Below are 22,000 nucleotides of genomic sequence, written 5' to 3' on the forward strand. Positions count from 1 at the left end.
TATATAGAAAGAATGGGGGGTTGGTCAAAGCCAGCCCCCCATGGTGTATTCAACAACCAATTACTACTTATCTTTCAAAGACAATATTAGTAATTTTAGTCAATTAGTCTAGAGTACGTTTAATTTCAACGATTTCGAAGACTTCGATTTGGTCACCAACGCGAACATCATTGTAGTTCTTAACGCCGATACCACATTCGTAGCCATTCTTAACTTCTTGAACGTCATCTTTGAAACGACGTAGTGACTCTAGTTCACCTTCGTAAATAACAACGTTATCACGTAGTACACGGATTGGGTTGTTACGCTTGATCACACCTTCTGTAACCATACAACCAGCGATAGCGCCCAGTTTCGGTGACTTAAACACGTCACGAACTTCAGCAAGACCAATGATCTCTTGCTTGAATTCTGGAGCAAGCATACCGCCCATTGCTTGTTTAACTTCGTCAATCAATTGGTAAATGATTGAGTAGTAACGTAAGTCAACAGCTGCGGCTTCTACAGCACGGCGAGCAGAAGCATCTGCACGAACGTTAAAGCCAAGGATGATTGCGTTTGAAGCTTCCGCTAGTACTACGTCAGTTTCCGTAATACCACCAACACCAGAACCAACGATGTTCACTTTAACTTCGTCAGTAGATAGCTTAACTAGTGAGTCTGCGATTGCTTCTACAGAACCTTGAACGTCTGCTTTAAGTACAACGTTAAGTTCAGCAACTTCACCAGCAGTCATGTTAGAGAACATGTTCTCTAGTTTAGATTTCTGCTGACGAGCAAGTTTCACTTCACGGAACTTACCAGCACGGTAGTTAGCTACTTCACGCGCTTTACGCTCGTCACGAACTACTGTTGCTTCATCACCTGAAGATGGTACACCTGAAAGACCTAGGATCTCTACAGGGATAGATGGGCCAGCCGAAGTAATTTCTTTACCTAGCTCATCACGCATTGCACGAACACGGCCGTATTCTTGACCACAAAGAACGATGTCGCCTTTGTTTAGTGTACCTGATTGAACAAGTACTGTTGCAACTGGACCACGACCTTTATCTAGGCGAGATTCAACAACAACACCAGATGCCATGCCTTCAGCTACAGCTGTAAGTTCAAGAACTTCAGACTGAAGAAGGATTGCTTCTAGAAGACCATCGATGTTTGTACCCTGTTTAGCAGAGATGTGAACGAACATGTTCTCACCGCCCCACTCTTCAGGAATAACGTCGTATTGAGCAAGCTCGTTCTTAACGTTATCTGGGTTCGCGTCTTCTTTATCGATCTTGTTTACAGCAACAATTAGAGGAACGCCTGCCGCTTTCGCGTGCTGAATCGCTTCTACTGTTTGTGGCATTACGCCATCGTCTGCTGCAACTACAAGAACAACGATATCTGTCGCTTGAGCACCACGAGCACGCATTGCAGTAAACGCTGCGTGTCCAGGAGTATCAAGGAACGTGATCATGCCGTTGTCTGTTTCAACGTGGTACGCACCAATGTGCTGAGTAATACCACCCGCTTCGCCAGAAGCAACGTGTGTGCGACGGATGTAGTCAAGTGTTGACGTTTTACCGTGGTCAACGTGACCCATGATAGTAACAACTGGAGCACGTGGAACTGCTTCTGCGTTTGTATCACGGTCAGATAGTACTGCTTCTTCCAGTTCGTTCTCTTTACGAAGAACTACTTTATGGCCCATTTCTTCAGCAACAAGTTGTGCTGTTTCTTGGTCGATCACTTGGTTGATAGTCGCCATAGCGCCCATCTTCATCATTACTTTGATAACTTCTGTCGCTTTAACCGACATCTTGTTAGCGAGTTCTGATAGAACGATCGTTTCGCCAATTACAACGTCTTGCTTAGCAACCGTTGCTGACTTATCAAACCCGTGCTGCATTGAAGTCGGCTTAGCAAGTTTGCCCTTACGACCTCTACCGCCACGTTGGTTGTTACGGCCACCGCGAGCTTGGTCGTCTTTACCCGAAGCTGCTTTTTTCTTCTTACGACGACCGCCTTCTACTTTGCGATCTGCTTCATCTTCGGCTTCACGTGCGTATTGTGAAGTCGTTACATGGTAATCTGTATCTTCCATATCACCCTTTTTCTCTTCTGCAGCAGACCAACGCTCTTTATTCTTTTCAGCCAATTCGCGAGCTTCTTCAAGCTTGCGCTGACTTTCCTCTTCAGCCTTACGCTTAGCTTCTTCTTCCTGACGACGTTTAAGCTCGTCGGCCTCTTTTCGCGCTGCTTCTTGCTTAATTTTCTCTTCAGCATCACGCTTTGCTTTTTCTTCAGCATTACGTTGTGCATTCGTATCTACGTCTCGCTTCGCTTTTTCTTCAGCTTCACGTTTCGCTTTTTCTTCCGCTTCACGTTTTGCAGCTTCTTCAGCTTCACGTTTTGCAGCTTCTTCAGCTTCACGTTTTGCAGCTTCTTCTGCTGCACGTTTTGCTGCTTCTTCTGCTTCACGTTGTGCTGCTTCTTCAGCTTCACGTTTCGCTTCATCTTCAATTGTGCTGCGCTTCACGTATGTACGTTTTTTGCGCACCTCAACCTGAACATTCTTACTCTTACCACCACCCGCGTTCACACTAAGTGTACTACGAGTTTTACGCTGAAGCGTAAGGCGAGTCGGCTCTGAATCACCTGATTTATCACCGTGTTCTTTCTTTAAATGAGAGAGAAGCTTCTGCTTCTCTTCATCAGTAACATTGTCAGAGCTCGCCTTTTTAATGCCAGCGTCAGCAAGTTGTTCAATCAAGCGGTCGACTGGCGTACCAATCTCATCACTCAGTGCTTTAACTGTTAATTGTGTCATGCCGCTTCCTCCTTGCCGAAAATTATGCTTCTTCGCCGAACCAACAGATGTTACGTGCGGCCATAATTAGCTCACCTGCACGTTCTTCGGTCAGGCCTTCGATACCTTCTAAATCGTCAATACCTTGGTCAGCAAGATCTTCCAGTGTCGCTACACCTTTCGCTGCCAATTTAAATGCCATCTCACGCTCAAGACCTTCAAGTGCAAGTAGGTCCTCAGCTGGTTCTAGACCTTCAAAAGACTCTTCTTGTGCTAGTGCGATCGTCGTTAGTGCATCTTTTGCACGTCCACGAAGCTCTTCGATTAGTTCTTCATTCAAACCATCGATTTCTAGTAGCTCGTTAACTGGCACGTATGCGATTTCTTCTAGCGTTGAGAAACCTTCTTCAACAAGAAGTTGAGCGAAGTCTTCTTCAATATCTAGGTACTTCATGAAGTTTTCAATAGATGCTTGTGATTCTTCAGCGTGTTTCTTCTGAAGATCAGCAACTGTCATAACATTCAGTTCCCAACCTGTTAGTTGAGATGCTAGACGCACGTTTTGACCGTTACGACCGATAGCTTGCGCTAGGTTGTCAGCTTCAACTGCGATGTCCATTGAGTGTGCATCCTCATCAACGATGATAGAAGCAACATCAGCTGGCGCCATTGCGTTGATAACGAATTGAGCTGGGTTATCATCCCAAAGCACAATATCGATACGCTCACCACCAAGTTCGCCAGAAACAGCTTGTACACGTGCACCACGCATACCAACACACGCACCTACAGGGTCGATACGTTTGTCATTTGTTTTGACAGCGATCTTAGCGCGAGAACCAGGATCACGTGCCGCGCCTTTCAACTCGATAATATCTTCTGCGATTTCAGGCACTTCAACACGGAACAGTTCTGCCAACATTTCTGGCTTAGAACGAGTGATGAACAATTGGAAACCACGTGCTTCAGGCGCGACTTTGTAAAGAAGGCCACGTACGCGGTCGCCTGGACGGAAGTTTTCACGAGGAAGTTGGTCATCACGCAGGATTACCGCTTCAGCGTTATTACCAAGATCAAGCACGATTGTGTCACGGTTTACTTTTTTCACGACACCAGTGATTAGATCACCCTCATTGTCGATGAACTGTTCAACGATTTGTGCGCGCTCAGCTTCACGAACTTTTTGTACGATAACTTGCTTAGCAGTTTGAGTCGTAATACGGTCAAACGTTACTGATTCGATTTCGTCTTCTACGTAGTCGCCAAGTTCGATTGAGTCATCTTCGTACTGTGCTGCTTCTAATGAGATCTCTTTTGTAGGGTTCTCAACATCATCAACAACTAACCAACGACGGTAAGTCACAAACTCACCAGTTTTACGGTCAATGGCAACACGTACGTCGATTTCGATTTCGTATTTTTTCTTTGTAGAAGTTGCTAGAGCAATCTCAAGAGCCTCAAAGATACGCTCACGAGGTACCGCTTTTTCGTTCGATACCGCTTCTGCTACCGCTAAAATTTCTTTACTCATTGTATTTAGCCTCTAAGCTTAAACTTTTTTAGGGAACTAAAATTTAGGGATCAGGTTAGCTTTGGAAATGTTACTTAGAGCAAACTCTTCTTGCTGACCGTCTACAGTAATTGTCACTGTTTCGCCATCAACGCCGTGGATAATACCTTTCCACTTACGACGGTTTGCTACAGCCATTTTCAATACGATGCTGACCTCGTGACCAATAAATTGCTCGTAATGTGCTGCTTTAAAAAGTGGTCTTTCTAAACCTGGAGAAGACACTTCTAGGCTGTAAGCAACAGAAATTGGATCTTCAACGTCTAAAACCGCACTAACTTGGTGGCTAACTTCTGCACAGTCGTCCACGTTAATACCATTTTCATGGTCAATGTAGATGCGTAACGTTGAGTGCGCGCCTGCACGAATGAATTCTAATCCAACCAACTCATAGCCTGATGCCTCTACTGGTGCTTCAAGCATTTCAGTAAGTTGTCTTTCTAAACCAGTCATTTAACCACTCCAGAAACAAAAAAAGGGCTCAGAGCCCAATCAAAAAACCAAGCAGTCTCTGAGCTATTTCAAAAAGCTCAGATAACAAAAAACCCCGATAGTCGGGGTTTTATGCTGCTGGACCCTGATACGTTAAGAATAGCCAACAAGTGCTTCTCTTAACTCGTAGTGTGGTTAGCACTACGCAAACTTGCCAATCTACGATTTCTTCTTAAAGAAAGAGATTGGTTGCGGGGGCCGGATTTGAACCGACGACCTTCGGGTTATGAGCCCGACGAGCTACCAAGCTGCTCCACCCCGCGTCCGACTTGCTGAGCATTATACTCGCAAACAAGTGATTTACAAGTTTGTAAATACATGGTGCCGAGAGAGGGACTCGAACCCTCACACCTAAGGCACTAGCACCTCATGCTAGCGTGTCTACCAATTTCACCATCTCGGCATCAAAACCTTACAGCTTATTGAGGAATTTCATCACCCGCAGGGGCTGGAACTTCACTCGCTGCATCCTTAACTTGTTCAACAACTGGTTGACCTAATGTTGGGTCTACCCATTGTGATTCAGTCTGGTGCGTAGACATACGACCAAGCAACAAGCTAACGATAAAGAATACGGTTGCTAAAATAGCAGTTGTTCGGGTTAAGAAATTACCTGAGCCGCCAGCACCAAACACTGTGTTTGAAGCACCAGCACCGAACGAGGCTCCCATATCTGCGCCTTTACCTTGTTGAATCAACACAAGGCCAATCACACCAAGCGCTGCCAACAGGTAAATCACAAGTAGAACTGAAAACATTTTTTCCACCTATGTTCCAAATTGTTGAGCCAGCGCCGTTCAAGAGAATAAATCATAATTGAACAAGGCTAGCGACCTCCTAACGGGAGGCGGAGCAATACTAGCGAAAGCCGGTAACGCTGACAAGGGAAAATTAGTAAAAAATCAATGCCAATGCGCTAAGCGCTCAAAAAAAGGGCAAAAGATGCCCTTTTCATTCACTGCATACTTTAACGCAATGATTAACAACTTGCTTTTACAGCTTCGGCAATTTTCAATGCAGAGCTTTGAACTAGCTCGCCATCCTCACCTTCCACCATAACGCGAATCAAAGGCTCTGTGCCAGATTTACGCAGCAATACACGTCCTTTATCACCCAGCGTAGCTTCTACTTCGGCGACGGCGTTTAGTACTGCTTGAGCTTCAAGAGGATTACTTTCCCCTGCAAAGCGGACATTTTCTAGAACCTGAGGATACAACGTCATGCCTTGCGATAGCTCATGCAAAGACATATCACTGCCAACTACAGAAGCAAGTACTTGCAGTGCTGCAACAATCGCATCGCCCGTGGTGACTTTATCTAATAAGATCACATGGCCTGAGTTTTCAGCACCAATTTTCCAGCCTTTTTCTAGCAGTTGTTCCATGACATAACGGTCACCAACAGCGGCACGTACGAATGGAATGCCTAGCTGCTTTAAGCCATTTTCCATGCCCAAGTTAGTCATCAACGTACCAACTACACCACCCTTTAGCTCGCCACGACGAAGAGCATCACGAGCAATAATGTAAGCGATTTGGTCGCCATCGACTTTGTTGCCAAGGTGGTCGACCATAATGATACGGTCACCATCACCATCAAATGCTAAACCAAGGTGCGCTTGCTCTTCAACGACACGCTTTTGAAGCGCACGAACATCTGTTGCGCCCACTTCTTCATTAATGTTGATGCCGTTAGGCTCTACGCCCATTGCAATAACTTCTGCGCCAAGCTCTTTGAAGACATTTGGAGCAATGTGGTACGTTGCACCGTGCGCACAATCTACCACGATTTTAAAGTTTGCAAGACTCAATTCAGATGGGAAAGTACTCTTACAGAATTCGATGTAACGGCCTGCAGCGTCATTTAGACGAGTGGCTTTACCAAGTTCTGCAGACTCAACACATTCAATGTCTTTATCCAGCTCAGCTTCAATCGCCAACTCGATATCGTCAGGTAACTTAGTACCTTCAGAAGAAAAGAATTTAATGCCGTTGTCGTAATATGGGTTATGCGATGCAGAAATCACAATCCCCGCCTCTGCGCGGAAAGTTTGAGTTAAATATGCCACTGCTGGGGTTGGCATTGGACCAGTAAATGTTGCTTTAAGTCCCGCTGCAGCAAGGCCTGCTTCTAATGCAGATTCAAGCATATAACCGGAGATACGCGTATCTTTACCTATAATAACTTTCTTTGTGCCTTGTTTTGCTAGTACACGACCAGCAGCCCAGCCAAGCTTAAGTACGAAGTCCGGAGTGATTGGGTATTGTCCTACTTTACCGCGCACACCGTCAGTACCAAAGTAACGTCTTTTATTCGACATAAACTTTCCTTTATTATTTTTAAATATTGTTTTTCGTCATCTCAACAACTTTCATTGCTTCGATTGTCTCTTCAAAGTCATGCACACGAATGATCTGCGCGCCTTTCATTGCTGCAATCGTAGCGCAAACGACACTCGCATTTGTACATTCAGCCGCAGGCTTATCCAACAATTTAAAAATCATTGATTTACGAGACATGCCAGCCAAAATTGGCAGGCCGAATTCATGAAACTTTTCAAGATGAGCGAGCATATGATAATTGTGTTCTATCGTTTTGCCAAAGCCAAATCCAGGATCGAGAATCAGTTGAGATTTATCAATCCCTGCTGCTTCACATGCCGCGATACGTTCTTCTAGAAAGGCAGATACGTCGCTCATCAAATCATCATAATGAGGTGCAACTTGCATGGTTCTAGGTTGACCTTTCATATGCATCAGACAAATTGGAAGCTTTGCTTCTGCTGCGACTTCGAGAGCACCAGGTTCTTGCAAAGATCGAATGTCATTGATCAAATCTGCACCAGCATCAATAGCTTGACGCATAACTTCCGCTTTACTGGTATCGACCGAAATCCACACATCGTACTTTTCACGAATGGCCTTGATTACTGGGACAACACGTCGAAGTTCTTCTTCTAAAGACACATCTGGCGCGCCAGGCCTTGTCGACTCCCCACCAACATCAACAATGCTTACACCAGCCTTTATCATTTTATCAACTTGAGCAAGGGCGAGTTCAATCGAGTTGTATTTACCACCATCCGAAAAGGAATCCGGAGTCACATTTAGAATGGCCATAACATGTGGACGGGAAAGATCTAAAGATTTGTTATTTGCTGTAATCATCATCATAAACACAAAAACCCCGAGATAACTCGGGGTTTATTATTATCAACACTCTTTATTCAGAGTCTTTCTTTTCAGGCGCTTCGCTAGAAGTCGCTTCTGAAGAGCTAGACTTTTCTGCATCTTTCGCAGCGTCCGTTGCTTCTTCTTTAACTTCTGGCTTTGCTTGAGGCTTCTCGCTGTCTTCAGGTTTGCTAGTTGAGTTATCACTCCAACCCGCAGGCTCACGAATTTCAGCTTTGCGCTCCATTAAATCATCAATTTGACGAGCATCAATGGTTTCATACTTCATCAGCGCATCTTTCATCGCATGCATGATATCCATGTTTTCTTGAAGAATCTTCTTCGCACGGTCATAGTTGCGGTCAATGATCTGACGAACTTCATCATCAATCAACTTCGCTGTATCGTCAGACACATGTTTAGTCTGAGTTACACTACGTCCTAAGAACACTTCGCCTTCATCTTCTGCATACAGTAGAGGACCAAGCTTTTCAGAGAAACCCCATTGAGTAACCATCTTACGAGCAATATCAGTTGCACGTTCAATATCGTTTGACGCGCCTGTTGAGACTTTATCAGCACCGTAGATGAGTTCTTCCGCTAGACGACCACCGTACAAGCTAGAGATCATAGACTCTAGATGCTGGCGAGACATGCTGACACGGTCTTGCTCCGGTAGGTACATAGTCACACCCAACGCGCGACCGCGTGGAATGATCGACACTTTGTACACTGGATCGTGCTCAGGTACTAAACGACCAACAATTGCGTGACCTGCTTCGTGATAAGCCGTTGACTCTTTTGTCTCTTCAGACATCACCATTGAACGGCGCTCGGCACCCATCATGATTTTGTCTTTCGCTAATTCGAATTCAACCATAGAAACGTTACGCTTGTTACCACGCGCAGCAAATAGCGCCGCTTCGTTGACTAGGTTTGCTAAATCAGCACCAGAGAAGCCTGGTGTACCACGAGCGATTAGAGAAGGCTCTACGTCACCTGCTAGAGGGACTTTACGCATGTGTACTTTTAGAATCTGCTCACGACCACGTACATCTGGAAGACCAACTACCACTTGACGGTCAAAACGACCAGGACGCAGTAGCGCAGGGTCTAGCACGTCCGGACGGTTAGTCGCAGCGATAACGATAATACCTTCGTTACCTTCGAAACCATCCATCTCAACGAGCATTTGGTTTAGTGTTTGTTCACGTTCATCATGACCACCACCAACACCAGCACCACGCTGACGACCTACCGCATCGATTTCATCGATGAAGATAATACAAGGCGCTGCTTTCTTAGCTTGTTCGAACATGTCACGTACACGAGATGCACCGACACCCACAAACATTTCTACGAAATCTGAACCCGAGATGGTAAAAAACGGTACTTTTGCTTCACCAGCAATGGCTTTCGCTAGAAGCGTTTTACCAGTACCAGGAGGACCAACCATTAACACACCAGTAGGAATCTTACCGCCCAGTTTTTGGAAGCGGCTTGGATCACGCAAGTAGTCCACCAGCTCTTTCACGTCTTCTTTTGCTTCGTCACAACCAGCGACGTCAGCAAAAGTTGTCTTGATTTGTTCTTCGCTCATCATTCGAGCTTTGCTCTTACCAAAAGACATAGCGCCTTTACCGCCGCCGCCTTGCATTTGACGCATGAAGAAAATCCATACACCAATCAGTAAGATCATTGGGAACCAAGAAATGAAAATAGTACCAAGCAAGCTTTGCTCTTCTGGAGGCGTGCCCTGTACTTTCACGTTTTGATTAATTAGGTCATCTAGAAGCTTTTGGTCATACACTGGCATGTAAGTGACCATTTTGGCACCGCCGCCACGACGAACAAAGCTAATTTCACCGTCTTTAAAAGTTGCTTCTTGAATCTGGCCTTGGCCAACTTCCTGTACAAACGTGGTGTAATCCACGGTTCTGCCATTGCTTTCTCCAGGGCCAAAGCTCTGGAATACCGACATCAATACGACGGCGATAACAAGCCACAGAATTAAATTTTTTGCCATGTCACTCAAGGTGTAAGCCTCTCGATAACTAATTGTAATTAAAGGTAGGGTACTACAGTTCATTCACTGTAGCTATAGTGTTAACACGCTCTCAAGAGAGCAAAATGGTTAACCTTTGTAACCAGTGGCTACAACAAAGACTTCTCGAGAGCGAGCTCGCGATGAGTCTGGTTTTCTAATTTTTACGGCTTTAAACATGTCTCGGACTTCTTTCACATACTGATCGAAGCCTTCCCCCTGGAAAACCTTTACGACAAAGCTACCATTAGGCGCTAGAACTTGTCGACACATATCTAAAGCCAATTCAACTAAATACATAGCACGAGGTTGGTCAACAGAGTTATTTCCCGCAATATTAGGTGCCATGTCAGACATTACTACGTCTACCATTGAAGGTTGGATTCTTTCTAGCAAAGCTTCCAATACTGCATCATCGCGAAAGTCGCCTTGTAAAAAGCTGACACCTGCAATCGGGTCCATAGGAAGCAAATCACACGCAATGATCTGACCACTGTCTCCTACTATCTTAGCAGCATATTGAGACCACCCGCCCGGTGCCGCACCCAAATCGACGACTGTCATCCCAGGCTTTAACAATTTATCTTTCGTTTGAATCTCATCGATCTTGAAATAAGCACGTGAGCGATAGCCTTTTTTACGAGCCTCATTCGCGTATTTATCATCAAAGTGTTCTTTCAACCAACGACCAGAACTAGCCGAATGTTTTTGTTTACTCATTTTAATCCCAACAAGGCGCAAATTGGAGCTATTGTTTTAATAGGCGCTACCTATTACTCAATAAATTATAGTCTTCAGCAATAGATGGCGTTAAAATAGCTTTTTTCAACCCTTATTTTAAAGAAAATTGGCCGCGTAATGAACCTAAGCACCAAACAAAAGCAGCACCTTAAAGGCCTAGCTCACAGTTTAAAACCTGTCGTGCTAATGGGCGCAAATGGACTTACAGAAGCCGTGCTAGCAGAAATTGAAATCGCTCTTAACCATCACGAACTGATCAAAGTAAAAGTTGCTTCAGAAGATCGTGAAACAAAACAGCTAATCATCGACGCTATCGTACGTGAGACGGGCGCAGAAAAAGTTCAGACTATTGGTAAAGTGCTTGTGCTATACCGCCAGTCTGAAGAGCGTAAAATCGAAATCCCTCGTAAGTAATTCTACTTACGTTGCTGAAGAAAAAAGGTCGCCATTGGCGACCTTTTTGCGTTTTATTGGAGTAACAAAATTACTCTCAACAACTTAGATGTATTCTACTCGGTCGATTTCGAAGTCTTTCGCGCCACCCGGAGTTTGAATAGCAACCTCATCGCCTTCCATCTTACCGATCAAGCCACGAGCAATTGGTGAGCTTACTGAAATACGGCCAGCTTTAATGTCTGCTTCGTCATCACCAACAATTTGGTATGTTTTTTCTTCTTCGGTGTCGATGTCAATCAAGGTTACGGTTGAACCAAAAATAACTTTACCCGTGTTCTCCATCTTCGTTACATCAATTACTTGAGCAACTGACAGTTTGTATTCAATGTCACGGATTTGTGCTTCACAGATACCCTGCTCTTCTCGAGCGGCGTGATATTCTGCGTTCTCTTTTAAATCACCTAACTCACGAGCTTCAGCGATTGCCTCTGAAATTTGAGGACGTAGTTTAAGTAGACGATCGAGTTCTGCACGTAGCTTTTGCTCGCCACGTAGTGTCATTGGAACTTTTTCCATTTTATAACCTCAAGCCCAAATGGGTCTTTGGACAAAAAAAAGCCCACCCTGCCATAGGGCTGGGTAGTGCGCTTAAAGATGTATTTCATTTAGTGTAAACAAACTCCCGGACGAAATCATCTTAATTCGAAAGGCTGTAAGACTATGCATTTTCGGCATAATGATATAAGTCACTTTTAGAACGATTCTAGAGTGCATCACTGTCGCAATTTGTTGAAAAACAACACTGTTCATTACACCAAAAACATCAAAAAAGATAAAAACTAATCAATGTCAGACGAATGTTATAGCCACAAAATATCATTTAAAACAAAAAGTTAAATCAAAAACCAGAATAATCGAACAGTGTTCATCGATACGATTTATATCATTTTACTAACTCATACGGAAACTTTAGCAGTAAAACATGTCCAGCGAGTTGTTAGATCAAAGGCTTACAAGGGCGAATTATACCGCTTACTGGCCGATTATAGACCAACAACTTGTGAGAGATTACCTCTCCCCCATACAACAATGATTATGGACAGCTAACTAGGACAAATAAGATGAAAAAGACTCTAATTGCTCTTTCTGTATCTGCAGCAGCTATGGCAACTGGCGTAAACGCAGCTGAACTTTACAACCAAGACGGCACTTCTCTAGAAATGGGCGGCCGTGCTGAAGCACGTCTATCTATGAAAGATGGCGACGCTCAAGACAAATCTCGCATCCGTCTAAACTTCCTTGGTAAACAAGAGATCAATGACAACCTATACGGTGTTGGTTTCTGGGAAGGTGAATTTGAGACTGCTCAAAACGGTACTGTAGACGGCGACGACAAGAGCGATCTAGAAACTCGTCTTGCTTACGCTGGTCTTGGTGGTGCTTACGGTGAGTTCGCATACGGTAAAACTGAAGGTGCACTAGGCGTTATCACTGACTTCACAGATATCATGGCTTACCACGGTAACTCTGCAGCAGACAAACTAGCTGTAGCAGACCGTACAGACAACATGATGGCTTACAAAGGTCAATTCGAAAACCTAAGTGTTAAAGCAAGCTACCGCTTCGCTGACCGTACAGAGCTAAAAGCAGACGGTACTCCTGCTGGTGAAAACGATCGCGTTGATCACTACTCAGACAACAAACAAGACGGCTACTCTCTATCTGCAATCTACGCAGTAGCAGACACAGGTCTTGAGCTAGGTGCTGGTTACGCAGACCAAGACGAAGCTAACGAATACATGCTAGCTGCATCTTACACTATGGGTGACCTATACTTCGCTGGTATCTTCACTGACGGTGAAAAAGCGAAAACTGAAGGTGACTACACTGGTTACGAACTAGCTGGTGCTTACACTCTAGGTCAAACAGTATTCACAACAACGTACAACAACGCAGAAACTAACAACGAAACTTCTGCTAACAACTTCGCTGTTGATGCATCTTACTACTTCAAGCCTAACTTCCGTGGTTACGTTTCATACAACTTCAACCTAATCGACTCTGGCGATAAACTAGGTAAAGTTGGTGGCAACACTACAGCATCTAAAGCTGATGCTGAAGACGAGCTAGCTCTAGGTCTACGTTACGACTTCTAATTCCGGTCTTTGACTAGAATATCGAATGCCCGCTTCAAGCGGGCATTTTTTATACTCCATTTTAAGCCGCACGCCTTTCTCTCATGTCTCATTCCTGATGACATATAAAGCATTTCTTTAGTTACCTAGCATATTGAAAGGACTTGCGTATACTCAATCACATAACTCACCTTAGAAAGTATCATTATGCGTTTACGTTGGCCCTTGCTCATATTCTCTTCATTACTTTCTGCTTTTTCACAAGCGTACCCTCATCAAGAAGTGTTGCCGGAAGGCTCTCGCATCAGCTTAGTCGCGGAAAAACTCAGTGAAAATGCTGAACTTGACGGTGTTCATCCTACCGAACAACTGTTCCCACCAGCCAGTACATTAAAAATCGTCACAGCATTAGCGGCAAAGTTAGAGCTGGGTGATAACTTCCGCTTTCGAACCAAACTAGAAGCGTCGAGCTCAGACGCAGTGATTTACTTTGTCGGCGATCCAACGCTCCAAACCAACGATTTAAAATCACTTCTTACCCTAGCCAAGAAAAATGGCTTAAAACGTATTGACGGTGACTTATGGCTCGATAACAGCGCATTCACTGGTTACAACCGTGCAGTGGGCTGGCCGTGGGATATCTTGGGAGTTTGCTACAGCGCTCCGGCATCGACCATCACACTCAATAACAACTGTGTGCAGGCTTCTATCTATACGCAAAAAGACGGTGGGACTCGAGTCTACGTACCTGAGCATCAACCTATTCGTGTAACAAGTACTGTCGAGACCGTTTCTAAAACGATTAAGAAAAGTCGTCATTGCGATTTAGGCTTAGTCGCAACCCCTGATAACAACTACAAGCTAACTGGATGCTTAGTTGAGAGGGAGAAACCATTGCCACTTAAATTTGCCGTTCAAGATCCCGAACTTTATACCAGCCATAGATTGGCAGCTTTGCTTAAGCAGCTCAATATTGAGTTATCAGGAAAGATTCGGATCGGTTCGGCTCCGGAAAAACAGCGCAAGCTAATCGCCATGCATCAATCAGAGGCATTACCAGACATTCTGGAAGAGATGCTTAAAAACTCTGATAACTTGATTGCAGATACATTAACCAAAACACTTGGCGCTAAGTTTTTTGTTCAGTCAGGTAGCTTTGCCAACGGTACAGAGGCGATCAAGCAGATCATTTTCGCCAACACTGGTATTGATATTCGTAATGCGCGCCTAGAAGACGGCTCAGGACTTTCGCGAAACAATCGTATCTCCGCCACCAAAATGGCGGAAATTCTTCGTTATATTTGGCAGCACGAAGACGAGCTTAAACTGATCGCCATCATGCCGAAGTCAGGTGAGTCAGGCACACTAAAGTACCGACAAAGTATGCGAAAGTTGCCAATTAAAGGACAATTGATCGCCAAAAGCGGCTCCCTCTACGGAACTTACAACATGGCCGGATATGGCTTGGATAAAAATGGTCAACCTAATACCGTTTTTGTTCAGTTTGTTTCAGACTACTTCCCAGAAAAAAGGGACGATAACAAACCTGTCATCGCCCCTATTACACATTTTGAGCAGCTTTTTTATAGTGATATTGTGAACTTTAGTCAGGCGATACCCAAGAAATAGTTCACCACATTAAAGTATATCCACATCCCTGAAATATCGACGATAGACGCAAGAACTGGACTCACCAATACCGCTGGGTCCATCTTGCAAGCTCGTGCAATAATTGGTAGCAGTCCACCTAATGTTGTAGAAATTGTTACTTGGATGAATAACGCAACCGCTATTGCCAATGCGATATCGGTAAGTTCAAAGCCCCCTGTTGATTGACCGGCACTAAATAACATAATGCGTCCAATCATCACGATAGCGATAGCTAACGCAATAAATAGAGCAACGCGGCTCTCTTTCCACAAAACTTCTAACCATTGGCGTTTTTTTAGCTCTCCAGTTGCAAGAGCACGAATCACCAAAGTTGCAGCTTGTGTTCCTGTATTACCACCAGCCGCAGCGATCACAGGCATGTACACCGCAAGCAAAACGAGCTGGCTAAGAGTGTCCTCATACTGAGCAATGATCAAACCCGACACAATCCCTAAAAGTGCCAGTGCAATGATCCACCCAATACGCTGCTTCACGTGCCCCAAAACACTAGTCGATAAATAACCATCAGGTGTATCAACTTCAGACATATGCAGACCTAATTGGTGAGCATAATGACGTGCGCGTTTGTCATGGCCTGCTTGCTCAAGTTGAGCAATAAGACTATTCACATAACCGACAGAGCAATGCTGTAAAATACCTACTGCCTCATCAATCGGCATGATCGTAAGCAAATGGACTTGTTGCTCTTGCTCATACTGCAAAAATGCATTGCGAGCTGCACCAATTTCTACTTCAGAAAAGTTTGGTGTTGTTTCAATAAAAGTGTTGTTCATTACCGTCATGGCGAATCTCCCGATTGGCATTGGTAACGACCATCGACAAGGCACGCAAAGTCAATCTTGCATGCTTAAAGTCACACAACAATTAAGATGCACAGAGAAAACCAATGCGGATGCACTGTCTATTCAGAATGTATGAAGGAAATAACGAGAAGAAAATTAGAAAAGATGCCTCACCACTTAGGTAAGGCGGAGATCGCCAATACCGAAGCGGGTTATTTCGCTCCCTTGCTCTTACTCACCCAACGACTGGGAGGATGGTCGGTATTGTTCATGTAAATCTCCGATAACGCTGCCATTATTGGCAGCGAGAGTATAGTAGCAAAGTTAAACATGTTTGGAAGTTTTACTTTGTCTTTTTCGCTAAATTTTTATACAAAAAAAGCGCCCATCAGGCGCTTTCATTTGCAGCGATTATTGATTACTGAATAGTAATACGTGCAAATTTACGTTTGCCTACTTGGAACACGTAAGTACCCGCTGCTGGAGCAAATTTGCTGTCCGCAATTTTTTCACCATCTATCTTCACAGCGCCCTGCTTAACCATACGCATCGCATCTGACGATGATGGGCATAAGCCAGCTTCTTTCAACAGATTGCTCACTGGGCGACCTGCATCAAAATCAAATTCTGGCATTTCATCAGGAATTTGGTTCTTCGCAAAACGGTTTACGAATTCTTGCTCTGCCGCATCTGCATCAGCTTCACTGTGGAAACGAGCAATAATTTCTTTTGCTAGCAATACTTTGATGTCACGAGGGTTTTTGCCCGCTTCTACATCAGCTTTGAATTGAGCAATCTCTTCCAGAGGGCGGAAAGATAGCAGCTCGTAGTAGCTCCACATTAGGTCATCAGAAATAGACATGATTTTACCAAACATCTCGCTTGGCGCTTCGCTGATACCGATGTAGTTGTTTGCTGACTTAGACATCTTCTTCTCGCCATCAAGGCCCACTAGAAGAGGCATCATCAGTACAACCTGTGGTTTTTGACCGTGAGACTTTTGCAGTTCACGACCCATTAGCAGGTTGAACTTCTGGTCAGTACCACCAAGCTCAACGTCAGTTTCCATTGCTACTGAGTCCCAACCTTGTAGAAGTGGGTACATGAACTCATGAATAGCAATTGGCTGACCACCCGCGTAACGCTTTTTAAAGTCATCACGCTCTAGCATACGAGCAACAGTTTGGTTTGCAGCAAGACGAATCATACCTTCTGCACCAAGCTCAGATAACCACTCAGAGTTGAACTGAATCTTAGTTTTTGCAGGGTCTAGAATTTTGAATACCTGCTCTTTGTAAGTTTCTGCATTACGCAATACGTCTTCGCGGCTTAGCGGTGGACGTGTTGTGTTTTTACCTGTTGGGTCACCAACCATTGCAGTGAAGTCACCAATTAGGAACGTCACCTCATGACCTAGCTCTTGGAACAAGCGAAGCTTATTGAAAATAACCGTATGACCTAGGTGAATATCTGGAGCCGTAGGATCCGCACCCAATTTAATACGTAGAGGACGGTCTTCTTTTAGTTTTGCGATAAGCTCTTCTTCTGGAATCAGCTCTTCAACACCGCGCTTAATCTCGGCTAGTGCAGCTTCAATGCTCGCCATTCTTGTTCACTCCCACAGATTTGGCAAAAATATAATAGCTGAACATATTACTTGAATAGCGATGCATTTTGAAACACGTTAGACTAGGTAGTTGTGAATTTTTCCGTTTAATTTAGCAATCAAGTACCTCATGCATTCGATTTTTGTCCGACTTCCACTCTTGCACAAAGTATTGATCGGTTTTTTTAGTGCGCTGATTATCTTCGCGCTCTTCTTTTTACCTGATCCGCAAGACCTAGACCCACAGCAGAGCCGATTAAAAGTTGGTCAACATTATCCTGTGCCAGTTTCCCTAGAACTCAGTGCACTAAACAGTTCGTCTCCAGCGTCCCCCGCTGTACTGCGTTGGGAAACGTACAAAGTGAAAAATGGTGAGAGTGCCGCCATCTTGTTTAGTCGCGTGGGGCTTTCTGCCCGTCTATTGCATGAGCTTGTCTCATCAGACAAAGAAGTGGAAAAGCAATTAACCCGACTTCGACCTGGCGATCGATTGCAATTCGGTTTTGATGAAAACAACGACTTAGTACAGTTAAGAAGAACATTAAGCGCATTCGAAACTTTTCGTATCACGTTAAAAGACGGCAAATACGTCTCAGAAGTCGATAAAAAAGAAGTCGACTTCCAGTACAACTACGCTGAAGCCACCATCAAATCAAACTTTTGGAATGCGGGAATCTCTTCAGGATTAAATGGCAACCAAATCATGGAACTGGCCGGCATATTTGGCTGGGATATCGACTTTGCTTTAGATATTCGTAAAAACGACAGCTTCCGAGTGCTTTACCAAGAGGAAGTGGTAGAAGGTGAAGTAATCGGCCGCGGAAAAATCATTGCTGCGATATTTAAAAACCAAGGCGATACCTTCACTGCAATACTGGATCAGAAAAGTGGCAAGTATTACGACGAAAATGGACGAGCAATGAAAAAAGCGTTCTTGCGCGCGCCGTTGGATTTCCGTCGAGTTTCGTCTAACTTCAACCCACGCCGCTTACACCCTGTAACAGGACGCGTTCGTCCTCATAGAGGCACGGACTATGCTGCACCAGTGGGCACCCCGATTTGGGCGGCTGGCGATGGTGTCGTTCAAAAATCGTCTTACAACAAATTTAATGGTAACTACGTTTTCATTAAACATAGCAATACTTACATTACCAAGTACCTGCACTTAACTAAACGTACAGTACGAGCTGGTCAACGCGTTAAGCAAGGTCAAACCATTGGTACGCTTGGCGGAACAGGTCGTGTAACAGGCCCTCACTTGCACTATGAGTTCCTTGTGAATGGTGTCCACAAAAACCCGCGTACGGTGAATTTGCCACAATCTAAATCCCTAACAGGCAAAGCAAGACAAACTTTCATGGCAAACGCAAAAATTAGCATGGACAAACTTGAGCGCTACAGCAAACTGTTAGCAATGAAGTAAATTGATGTATTGAAAAGGGCAGCTCAGCTGCCCTTTTTGTTTCTTTAATATCATTACGATGAAGCTTACTTTTCGGAGTGATGCTCTCTCCCGAGCATGAGCAAGCATGGTGTCAGAACCAGTGTTAGCAAAGTCGCAAACGCCAATCCACCCGCGACAGCCGTCGCAAGTTGAGACCACCATTGAGTGCTTGGCGCGCCAAATTCCACTTTTTGGTTAACTAAGTCGATGTTCATTTCTAGCACCATTGGCAATAAGCCTAGTATGGTGGTCACCGTCGTGAGTAAAACGGGTCTTAAACGCTGCACACCTGTGCGTAAAATAGCCTCAGATTTTTCTAAACCACGTTTACGCATCTGATTATAAGTATCGATTAAAACAATATTGTTGTTTACCACGATACCAGCCAACGCAATCACTCCAATTCCCGACATAATGATACCAAATGGCTTTTGGAAAATAAGCAACCCAGCGAAGACACCAACGGTAGAAAACAGCACTGCACTAAGGATTAAGAAAGCTTGATAAAAGCTATTAAACTGCGTAATTAAAATCAAAGCCATCACACCAAGCGCGACAATAAAAGCATTTTGCAAGAATGCTGATGAGTTTTCTTGCTCTTCATTTTGACCCCGAATCTTATATTCAATGCCTTCCGGTAAGTCGAGCTGTTCCATTCCAGCGGCAATCTTAGGTAACTCAAGCGCCAAATTGTAACCTTCCACCATATCCGCTTTAATATTGATAACTCGATGACCGTCGACCCGACGAATAGTGTCTTGCTTATGATCTGGTTTGATTTGAGCAAAATTCGTAATCGGTACCAGACCAGCTGCCGTTTTCACTCTCAGTTGATCAAATCGACCTATGTCGCGCTTATCTTGCGGATAGCGCACCAAAATATCGACTTCTTCATCCGCATCATCGGGCAAATAATCGCCTATTTTCAAGCCGTTCGTAACAAACTGGACGGTATTCCCGACTAAAGTAGCATCCGCTGCAAAGCGAGAGGCGTCATCTCGCTGGATATCAATTTGCCAATCAATCCCTTCCTTATTAGTGGTATCACTCAAGTTGGTCAGTGCAGGATTACCATCAGCCCAATGTCGTACTTTTTTGGCTGCTTCATCTAACGCACTAACACTCAAATTTCGTGATGACACTTCAATCACGAGATCATGCTCGACAGGCGGTCCTGCGTCCGGGAATTTATATTCAAGTTCAACACCATAAAAGCGGTCTGTCGTCTCTTTTAGTTCCTCAATAATGGTTTTCACTTTGCGTCGATACTGCCAATCCACAGGCGTTATTTGAATCTGGCCAATCTCGTCCCCATTATCGCTCGACCCCGTGCGCGTGTAGACACTTTCAAACTCGTCATGACCGAGCATCACCTTCTCGATTTCGCGCATAACAACGTCTTTTTCGTGAATAGACAGGTCACCATAAGAGCGAACTTTAACGGTAAAAAAGGCAGGGTCCACTTCAGGGAAAAACTCTGCGCCCAAGCCAGCTTTGTTGTAGGTAAAACCGACACCTGCCGCTAGCAGTATCGCGCTGAGTAATACTTTCCATGGGTGACGAATCGCCACCGACAGAGTCTGGTAATAAAGCTTGGTAATGCCTGTCGCTTTTTCAAAGTTGCCGTTATGCAGCTCAACCATTTCTCGCTGAGCTTTCTGATTGACTACTTGAGGCTTGCCAATGATCCCACCGATGACAGGAACGAACAGTAAAGCCATCATCAGCGAAGCGGCCAAGGTAGCAATTAAAGTAAGTGGTAAGTACTTCATGAACTCACCTGTGATGTCTGGCCAGAAAAGTAACGGAGCAAACGCAGCCAATGTGGTTGCAGTGGATGCGGTAATTGGCCATGCCATCCGCTTTGCTGCATCTCGATAGGCTTCTTTACGTAGCGTACCTTCTTGCATGCGCCTGTCAGCAAACTCTGTCACCACAATGGCACCATCCACCAACATGCCCACCGCCATAATTAAGGCAAACAGTACGACGATATTGACCGTCAACCCAAATACCGATAACACCAACAACCCAGTCAAGAACGATCCCGGAATAGAAATACCTACGAGAAGCGCGGTCCTAACCCCCAATATAGCAATAATGACGATCACGACGAGGATAATTGCGGATAAGATATTGTTTTGTAGATCACTGAGCATCAATTTGACATCGTCGGATTGATCCCAAGTGTATTTGACTTGCAAATTGTCGGGCCACTCGGCTCGTTGTTGTCCCTGAGCCAGTACTTCTTTTACCAGCTCGACCGTTTCAATGATGTTTTCCCCTGCCCGTTTTTTTACGTCCAAAACGATGGCAGATTCACCATCTAAACGAGCAAAACTTTCAGGATCGCGAAATGCACGTCGTACTGTCGCCACATCGCCAAAGGTGATCACCTCTTTGCCATTCACTTTGATTGGCAGTTCAAGCACATCTTTCAGTGAATCAAACACCGATGGGACTTTTACCGAAAAGCGTCCATACCCAGTATCGACAAATCCCGCTGCAACCACTCGGTTATTCAAGGCGATTAAATTATAAATATCCGCTTGATCGAGACCGTAGCTTTCCATCAATAGCGGATCGACAACTATCTCCACGATGTCTTCACGATCCCCTGCGATTTCAACCTCAAGAACCTGACGGAAACTCTCCAAACGATCACGTAGCGTTCTGGCAATCTGTACAATGGTCCGCTCTGGTACGGTGCCATATAGAACAACAGTCAAAACAGGCTCTTCAGATGCAAACGTGACTTCATTTACCGTTGGCTCATCACTGTCCTCTGGTAATTTTGGCTTCGCAAGATCAACGGCGTCTCGGACATCTGCCATCGCTTTATCAAGATCCACTCCAACACTAAATTCCAGCGTCACCGAAGCATGACCTTCTGATGCCACAGAGGTCATCTCTTTTACGCCTTCAATAGAGCGCAACTCTTGCTCTATTGGGCGAACTAATAAACGCTCGGCATCGACGGGAGAAATGCCTTGATGTCCAACGGAAACGTAGATAATAGGAATGGTAATATCAGGGCTCGACTCCTTGGGAATTGTGACGTAAGTAATGACACCGGCAATTAAGATCATCACCAATAATGTCAGCATGGTGCGAGCGCGGAATAACGCAGCATCAATCAGAGTGTACATAAGTGC

The 22,000-nt window shown here is 44.7% G+C and carries 16 protein-coding genes and 2 tRNA genes; 4 read left to right on the forward strand and 14 right to left on the reverse strand.

Features of this window, described 5'->3' with window-relative positions:
* Positions 1 to 103: 103 nt before the first annotated feature.
* From infB to rlmE, 10 genes are all read right to left on the reverse strand, one after another.
* Complete coding sequence (gene infB / locus ACWYVB_RS11915) at positions 104 to 2,815, reverse strand: translation initiation factor IF-2 (protein ID WP_005380086.1); 2,712 nt, start codon at positions 2,813 to 2,815, stop codon at positions 104 to 106.
* 22 nt (positions 2,816 to 2,837) lie between these two features.
* Positions 2,838 to 4,325, reverse strand: coding sequence for a transcription termination factor NusA (nusA, locus tag ACWYVB_RS11920; protein ID WP_005380084.1), 1,488 nt, complete (start codon positions 4,323 to 4,325; stop codon positions 2,838 to 2,840).
* A gap of 36 nt (positions 4,326 to 4,361) precedes the next feature.
* Complete coding sequence (gene rimP, locus ACWYVB_RS11925) at positions 4,362 to 4,817, reverse strand: ribosome maturation factor RimP (protein ID WP_005394659.1); 456 nt, start codon at positions 4,815 to 4,817, stop codon at positions 4,362 to 4,364.
* Positions 4,818 to 5,042: 225 nt separating this feature from the next.
* Positions 5,043 to 5,119, reverse strand: a tRNA-Met gene (locus ACWYVB_RS11930).
* Between the two features lie 56 nt (positions 5,120 to 5,175).
* Positions 5,176 to 5,259: transfer RNA gene (locus ACWYVB_RS11935), tRNA-Leu, on the reverse strand.
* 16 nt (positions 5,260 to 5,275) lie between these two features.
* Positions 5,276 to 5,614: a preprotein translocase subunit SecG gene (gene secG / locus ACWYVB_RS11940; RefSeq protein ID WP_005380080.1), complete on the reverse strand. Its 339-nt coding sequence runs from the start codon at positions 5,612 to 5,614 to the stop codon at positions 5,276 to 5,278.
* 221 nt (positions 5,615 to 5,835) lie between these two features.
* Positions 5,836 to 7,176, reverse strand: coding sequence for a phosphoglucosamine mutase (gene glmM, locus ACWYVB_RS11945; RefSeq protein ID WP_005394663.1), 1,341 nt, complete (start codon positions 7,174 to 7,176; stop codon positions 5,836 to 5,838).
* Between the two features lie 19 nt (positions 7,177 to 7,195).
* On the reverse strand, positions 7,196 to 8,026 hold the full coding sequence (folP, locus tag ACWYVB_RS11950) for a dihydropteroate synthase (RefSeq protein WP_065645530.1): 831 nt from the start codon (positions 8,024 to 8,026) through the stop codon (positions 7,196 to 7,198).
* 52 nt (positions 8,027 to 8,078) lie between these two features.
* On the reverse strand, positions 8,079 to 10,052 hold the full coding sequence (ftsH, locus tag ACWYVB_RS11955; protein ID WP_085342669.1) for an ATP-dependent zinc metalloprotease FtsH: 1,974 nt from the start codon (positions 10,050 to 10,052) through the stop codon (positions 8,079 to 8,081).
* A 108-nt stretch (positions 10,053 to 10,160) separates the two neighbouring features.
* Positions 10,161 to 10,790 carry a 23S rRNA (uridine(2552)-2'-O)-methyltransferase RlmE gene (rlmE, locus tag ACWYVB_RS11960; RefSeq protein ID WP_005388985.1) on the reverse strand — a complete coding sequence of 210 codons (630 nt, stop codon included), beginning with the start codon at positions 10,788 to 10,790 and terminating at the stop codon, positions 10,161 to 10,163.
* 138 nt (positions 10,791 to 10,928) lie between these two features.
* On the opposite strand from rlmE, the gene yhbY reads away from it, so the two are divergent.
* Complete coding sequence (gene yhbY, locus ACWYVB_RS11965) at positions 10,929 to 11,225, forward strand: ribosome assembly RNA-binding protein YhbY (RefSeq protein WP_005380066.1); 297 nt, start codon at positions 10,929 to 10,931, stop codon at positions 11,223 to 11,225.
* An 84-nt stretch (positions 11,226 to 11,309) separates the two neighbouring features.
* Here the strand turns inward: yhbY and greA are convergent, their stop codons facing one another.
* A complete protein-coding gene (greA, locus tag ACWYVB_RS11970) occupies positions 11,310 to 11,783 on the reverse strand; it encodes a transcription elongation factor GreA (RefSeq protein WP_005380065.1) in 474 nt (157 codons plus the stop codon).
* Positions 11,784 to 12,328: 545 nt separating this feature from the next.
* On the opposite strand from greA, the gene ACWYVB_RS11975 reads away from it, so the two are divergent.
* Complete coding sequence (locus tag ACWYVB_RS11975) at positions 12,329 to 13,363, forward strand: porin (RefSeq protein ID WP_054867131.1); 1,035 nt, start codon at positions 12,329 to 12,331, stop codon at positions 13,361 to 13,363.
* 186 nt (positions 13,364 to 13,549) lie between these two features.
* Positions 13,550 to 14,971 (forward strand): serine-type D-Ala-D-Ala carboxypeptidase, encoded by a 1,422-nt coding sequence (gene dacB, locus ACWYVB_RS11980; RefSeq protein WP_395222241.1) that lies wholly within the window; start codon positions 13,550 to 13,552, stop codon positions 14,969 to 14,971.
* Here the strand turns inward: dacB and ACWYVB_RS11985 are convergent.
* Together ACWYVB_RS11985 and tyrS are read right to left on the reverse strand one after the other, a co-directional pair.
* Entirely contained in the window at positions 14,950 to 15,795 is an 846-nt protein-coding gene (locus tag ACWYVB_RS11985; protein WP_012841442.1) for a magnesium transporter, read from the reverse strand. The genes dacB and ACWYVB_RS11985 overlap by 22 nt on opposite strands.
* Positions 15,796 to 16,213: 418 nt before the next feature.
* Positions 16,214 to 17,401 (reverse strand): tyrosine--tRNA ligase, encoded by a 1,188-nt coding sequence (gene tyrS, locus ACWYVB_RS11990; RefSeq protein ID WP_065645535.1) that lies wholly within the window; start codon positions 17,399 to 17,401, stop codon positions 16,214 to 16,216.
* A 130-nt stretch (positions 17,402 to 17,531) separates the two neighbouring features.
* Between tyrS and ACWYVB_RS11995 the strand changes: the two genes are divergently transcribed.
* Positions 17,532 to 18,824: a peptidoglycan DD-metalloendopeptidase family protein gene (locus ACWYVB_RS11995; protein ID WP_046875053.1), complete on the forward strand. Its 1,293-nt coding sequence runs from the start codon at positions 17,532 to 17,534 to the stop codon at positions 18,822 to 18,824.
* Positions 18,825 to 18,889: 65 nt separating this feature from the next.
* On the opposite strand, the gene vmeK is transcribed toward ACWYVB_RS11995, so the two are convergent.
* Positions 18,890 to 21,994, reverse strand: a complete 3,105-nt coding sequence (gene vmeK, locus ACWYVB_RS12000) for a multidrug efflux RND transporter permease subunit VmeK (RefSeq protein WP_395222242.1) — start codon at positions 21,992 to 21,994, stop codon at positions 18,890 to 18,892.
* Positions 21,995 to 22,000: the final 6 nt, after the last annotated feature.

Source organism: Vibrio sp. JZG10, assembly GCF_054064075.1.

Bases quoted from the DNA above. Each gene is read 5' to 3' on its own strand.
- infB (WP_005380086.1), bottom strand. From the start codon at position 2,815: ATGACACAATTAACAGTTAAAGCACTGAGTGATGAGATTGGTACGCCA.
- nusA (WP_005380084.1), bottom strand. From the start codon at position 4,325: ATGAGTAAAGAAATTTTAGCGGTAGCAGAAGCGGTATCGAACGAAAAA.
- rimP (WP_005394659.1), bottom strand. From the start codon at position 4,817: ATGACTGGTTTAGAAAGACAACTTACTGAAATGCTTGAAGCACCAGTA.
- secG (WP_005380080.1), bottom strand. From the start codon at position 5,614: ATGTTTTCAGTTCTACTTGTGATTTACCTGTTGGCAGCGCTTGGTGTG.
- glmM (WP_005394663.1), bottom strand. From the start codon at position 7,176: ATGTCGAATAAAAGACGTTACTTTGGTACTGACGGTGTGCGCGGTAAA.
- folP (WP_065645530.1), bottom strand. From the start codon at position 8,026: ATGATGATTACAGCAAATAACAAATCTTTAGATCTTTCCCGTCCACAT.
- ftsH (WP_085342669.1), bottom strand. From the start codon at position 10,052: ATGGCAAAAAATTTAATTCTGTGGCTTGTTATCGCCGTCGTATTGATG.
- rlmE (WP_005388985.1), bottom strand. From the start codon at position 10,790: ATGAGTAAACAAAAACATTCGGCTAGTTCTGGTCGTTGGTTGAAAGAA.
- yhbY (WP_005380066.1), top strand. From the start codon at position 10,929: ATGAACCTAAGCACCAAACAAAAGCAGCACCTTAAAGGCCTAGCTCAC.
- greA (WP_005380065.1), bottom strand. From the start codon at position 11,783: ATGGAAAAAGTTCCAATGACACTACGTGGCGAGCAAAAGCTACGTGCA.
- ACWYVB_RS11975 (WP_054867131.1), top strand. From the start codon at position 12,329: ATGAAAAAGACTCTAATTGCTCTTTCTGTATCTGCAGCAGCTATGGCA.
- dacB (WP_395222241.1), top strand. From the start codon at position 13,550: ATGCGTTTACGTTGGCCCTTGCTCATATTCTCTTCATTACTTTCTGCT.
- ACWYVB_RS11985 (WP_012841442.1), bottom strand. From the start codon at position 15,795: ATGACGGTAATGAACAACACTTTTATTGAAACAACACCAAACTTTTCT.
- tyrS (WP_065645535.1), bottom strand. From the start codon at position 17,401: ATGGCGAGCATTGAAGCTGCACTAGCCGAGATTAAGCGCGGTGTTGAA.
- ACWYVB_RS11995 (WP_046875053.1), top strand. From the start codon at position 17,532: ATGCATTCGATTTTTGTCCGACTTCCACTCTTGCACAAAGTATTGATC.
- vmeK (WP_395222242.1), bottom strand. From the start codon at position 21,994: ATGTACACTCTGATTGATGCTGCGTTATTCCGCGCTCGCACCATGCTG.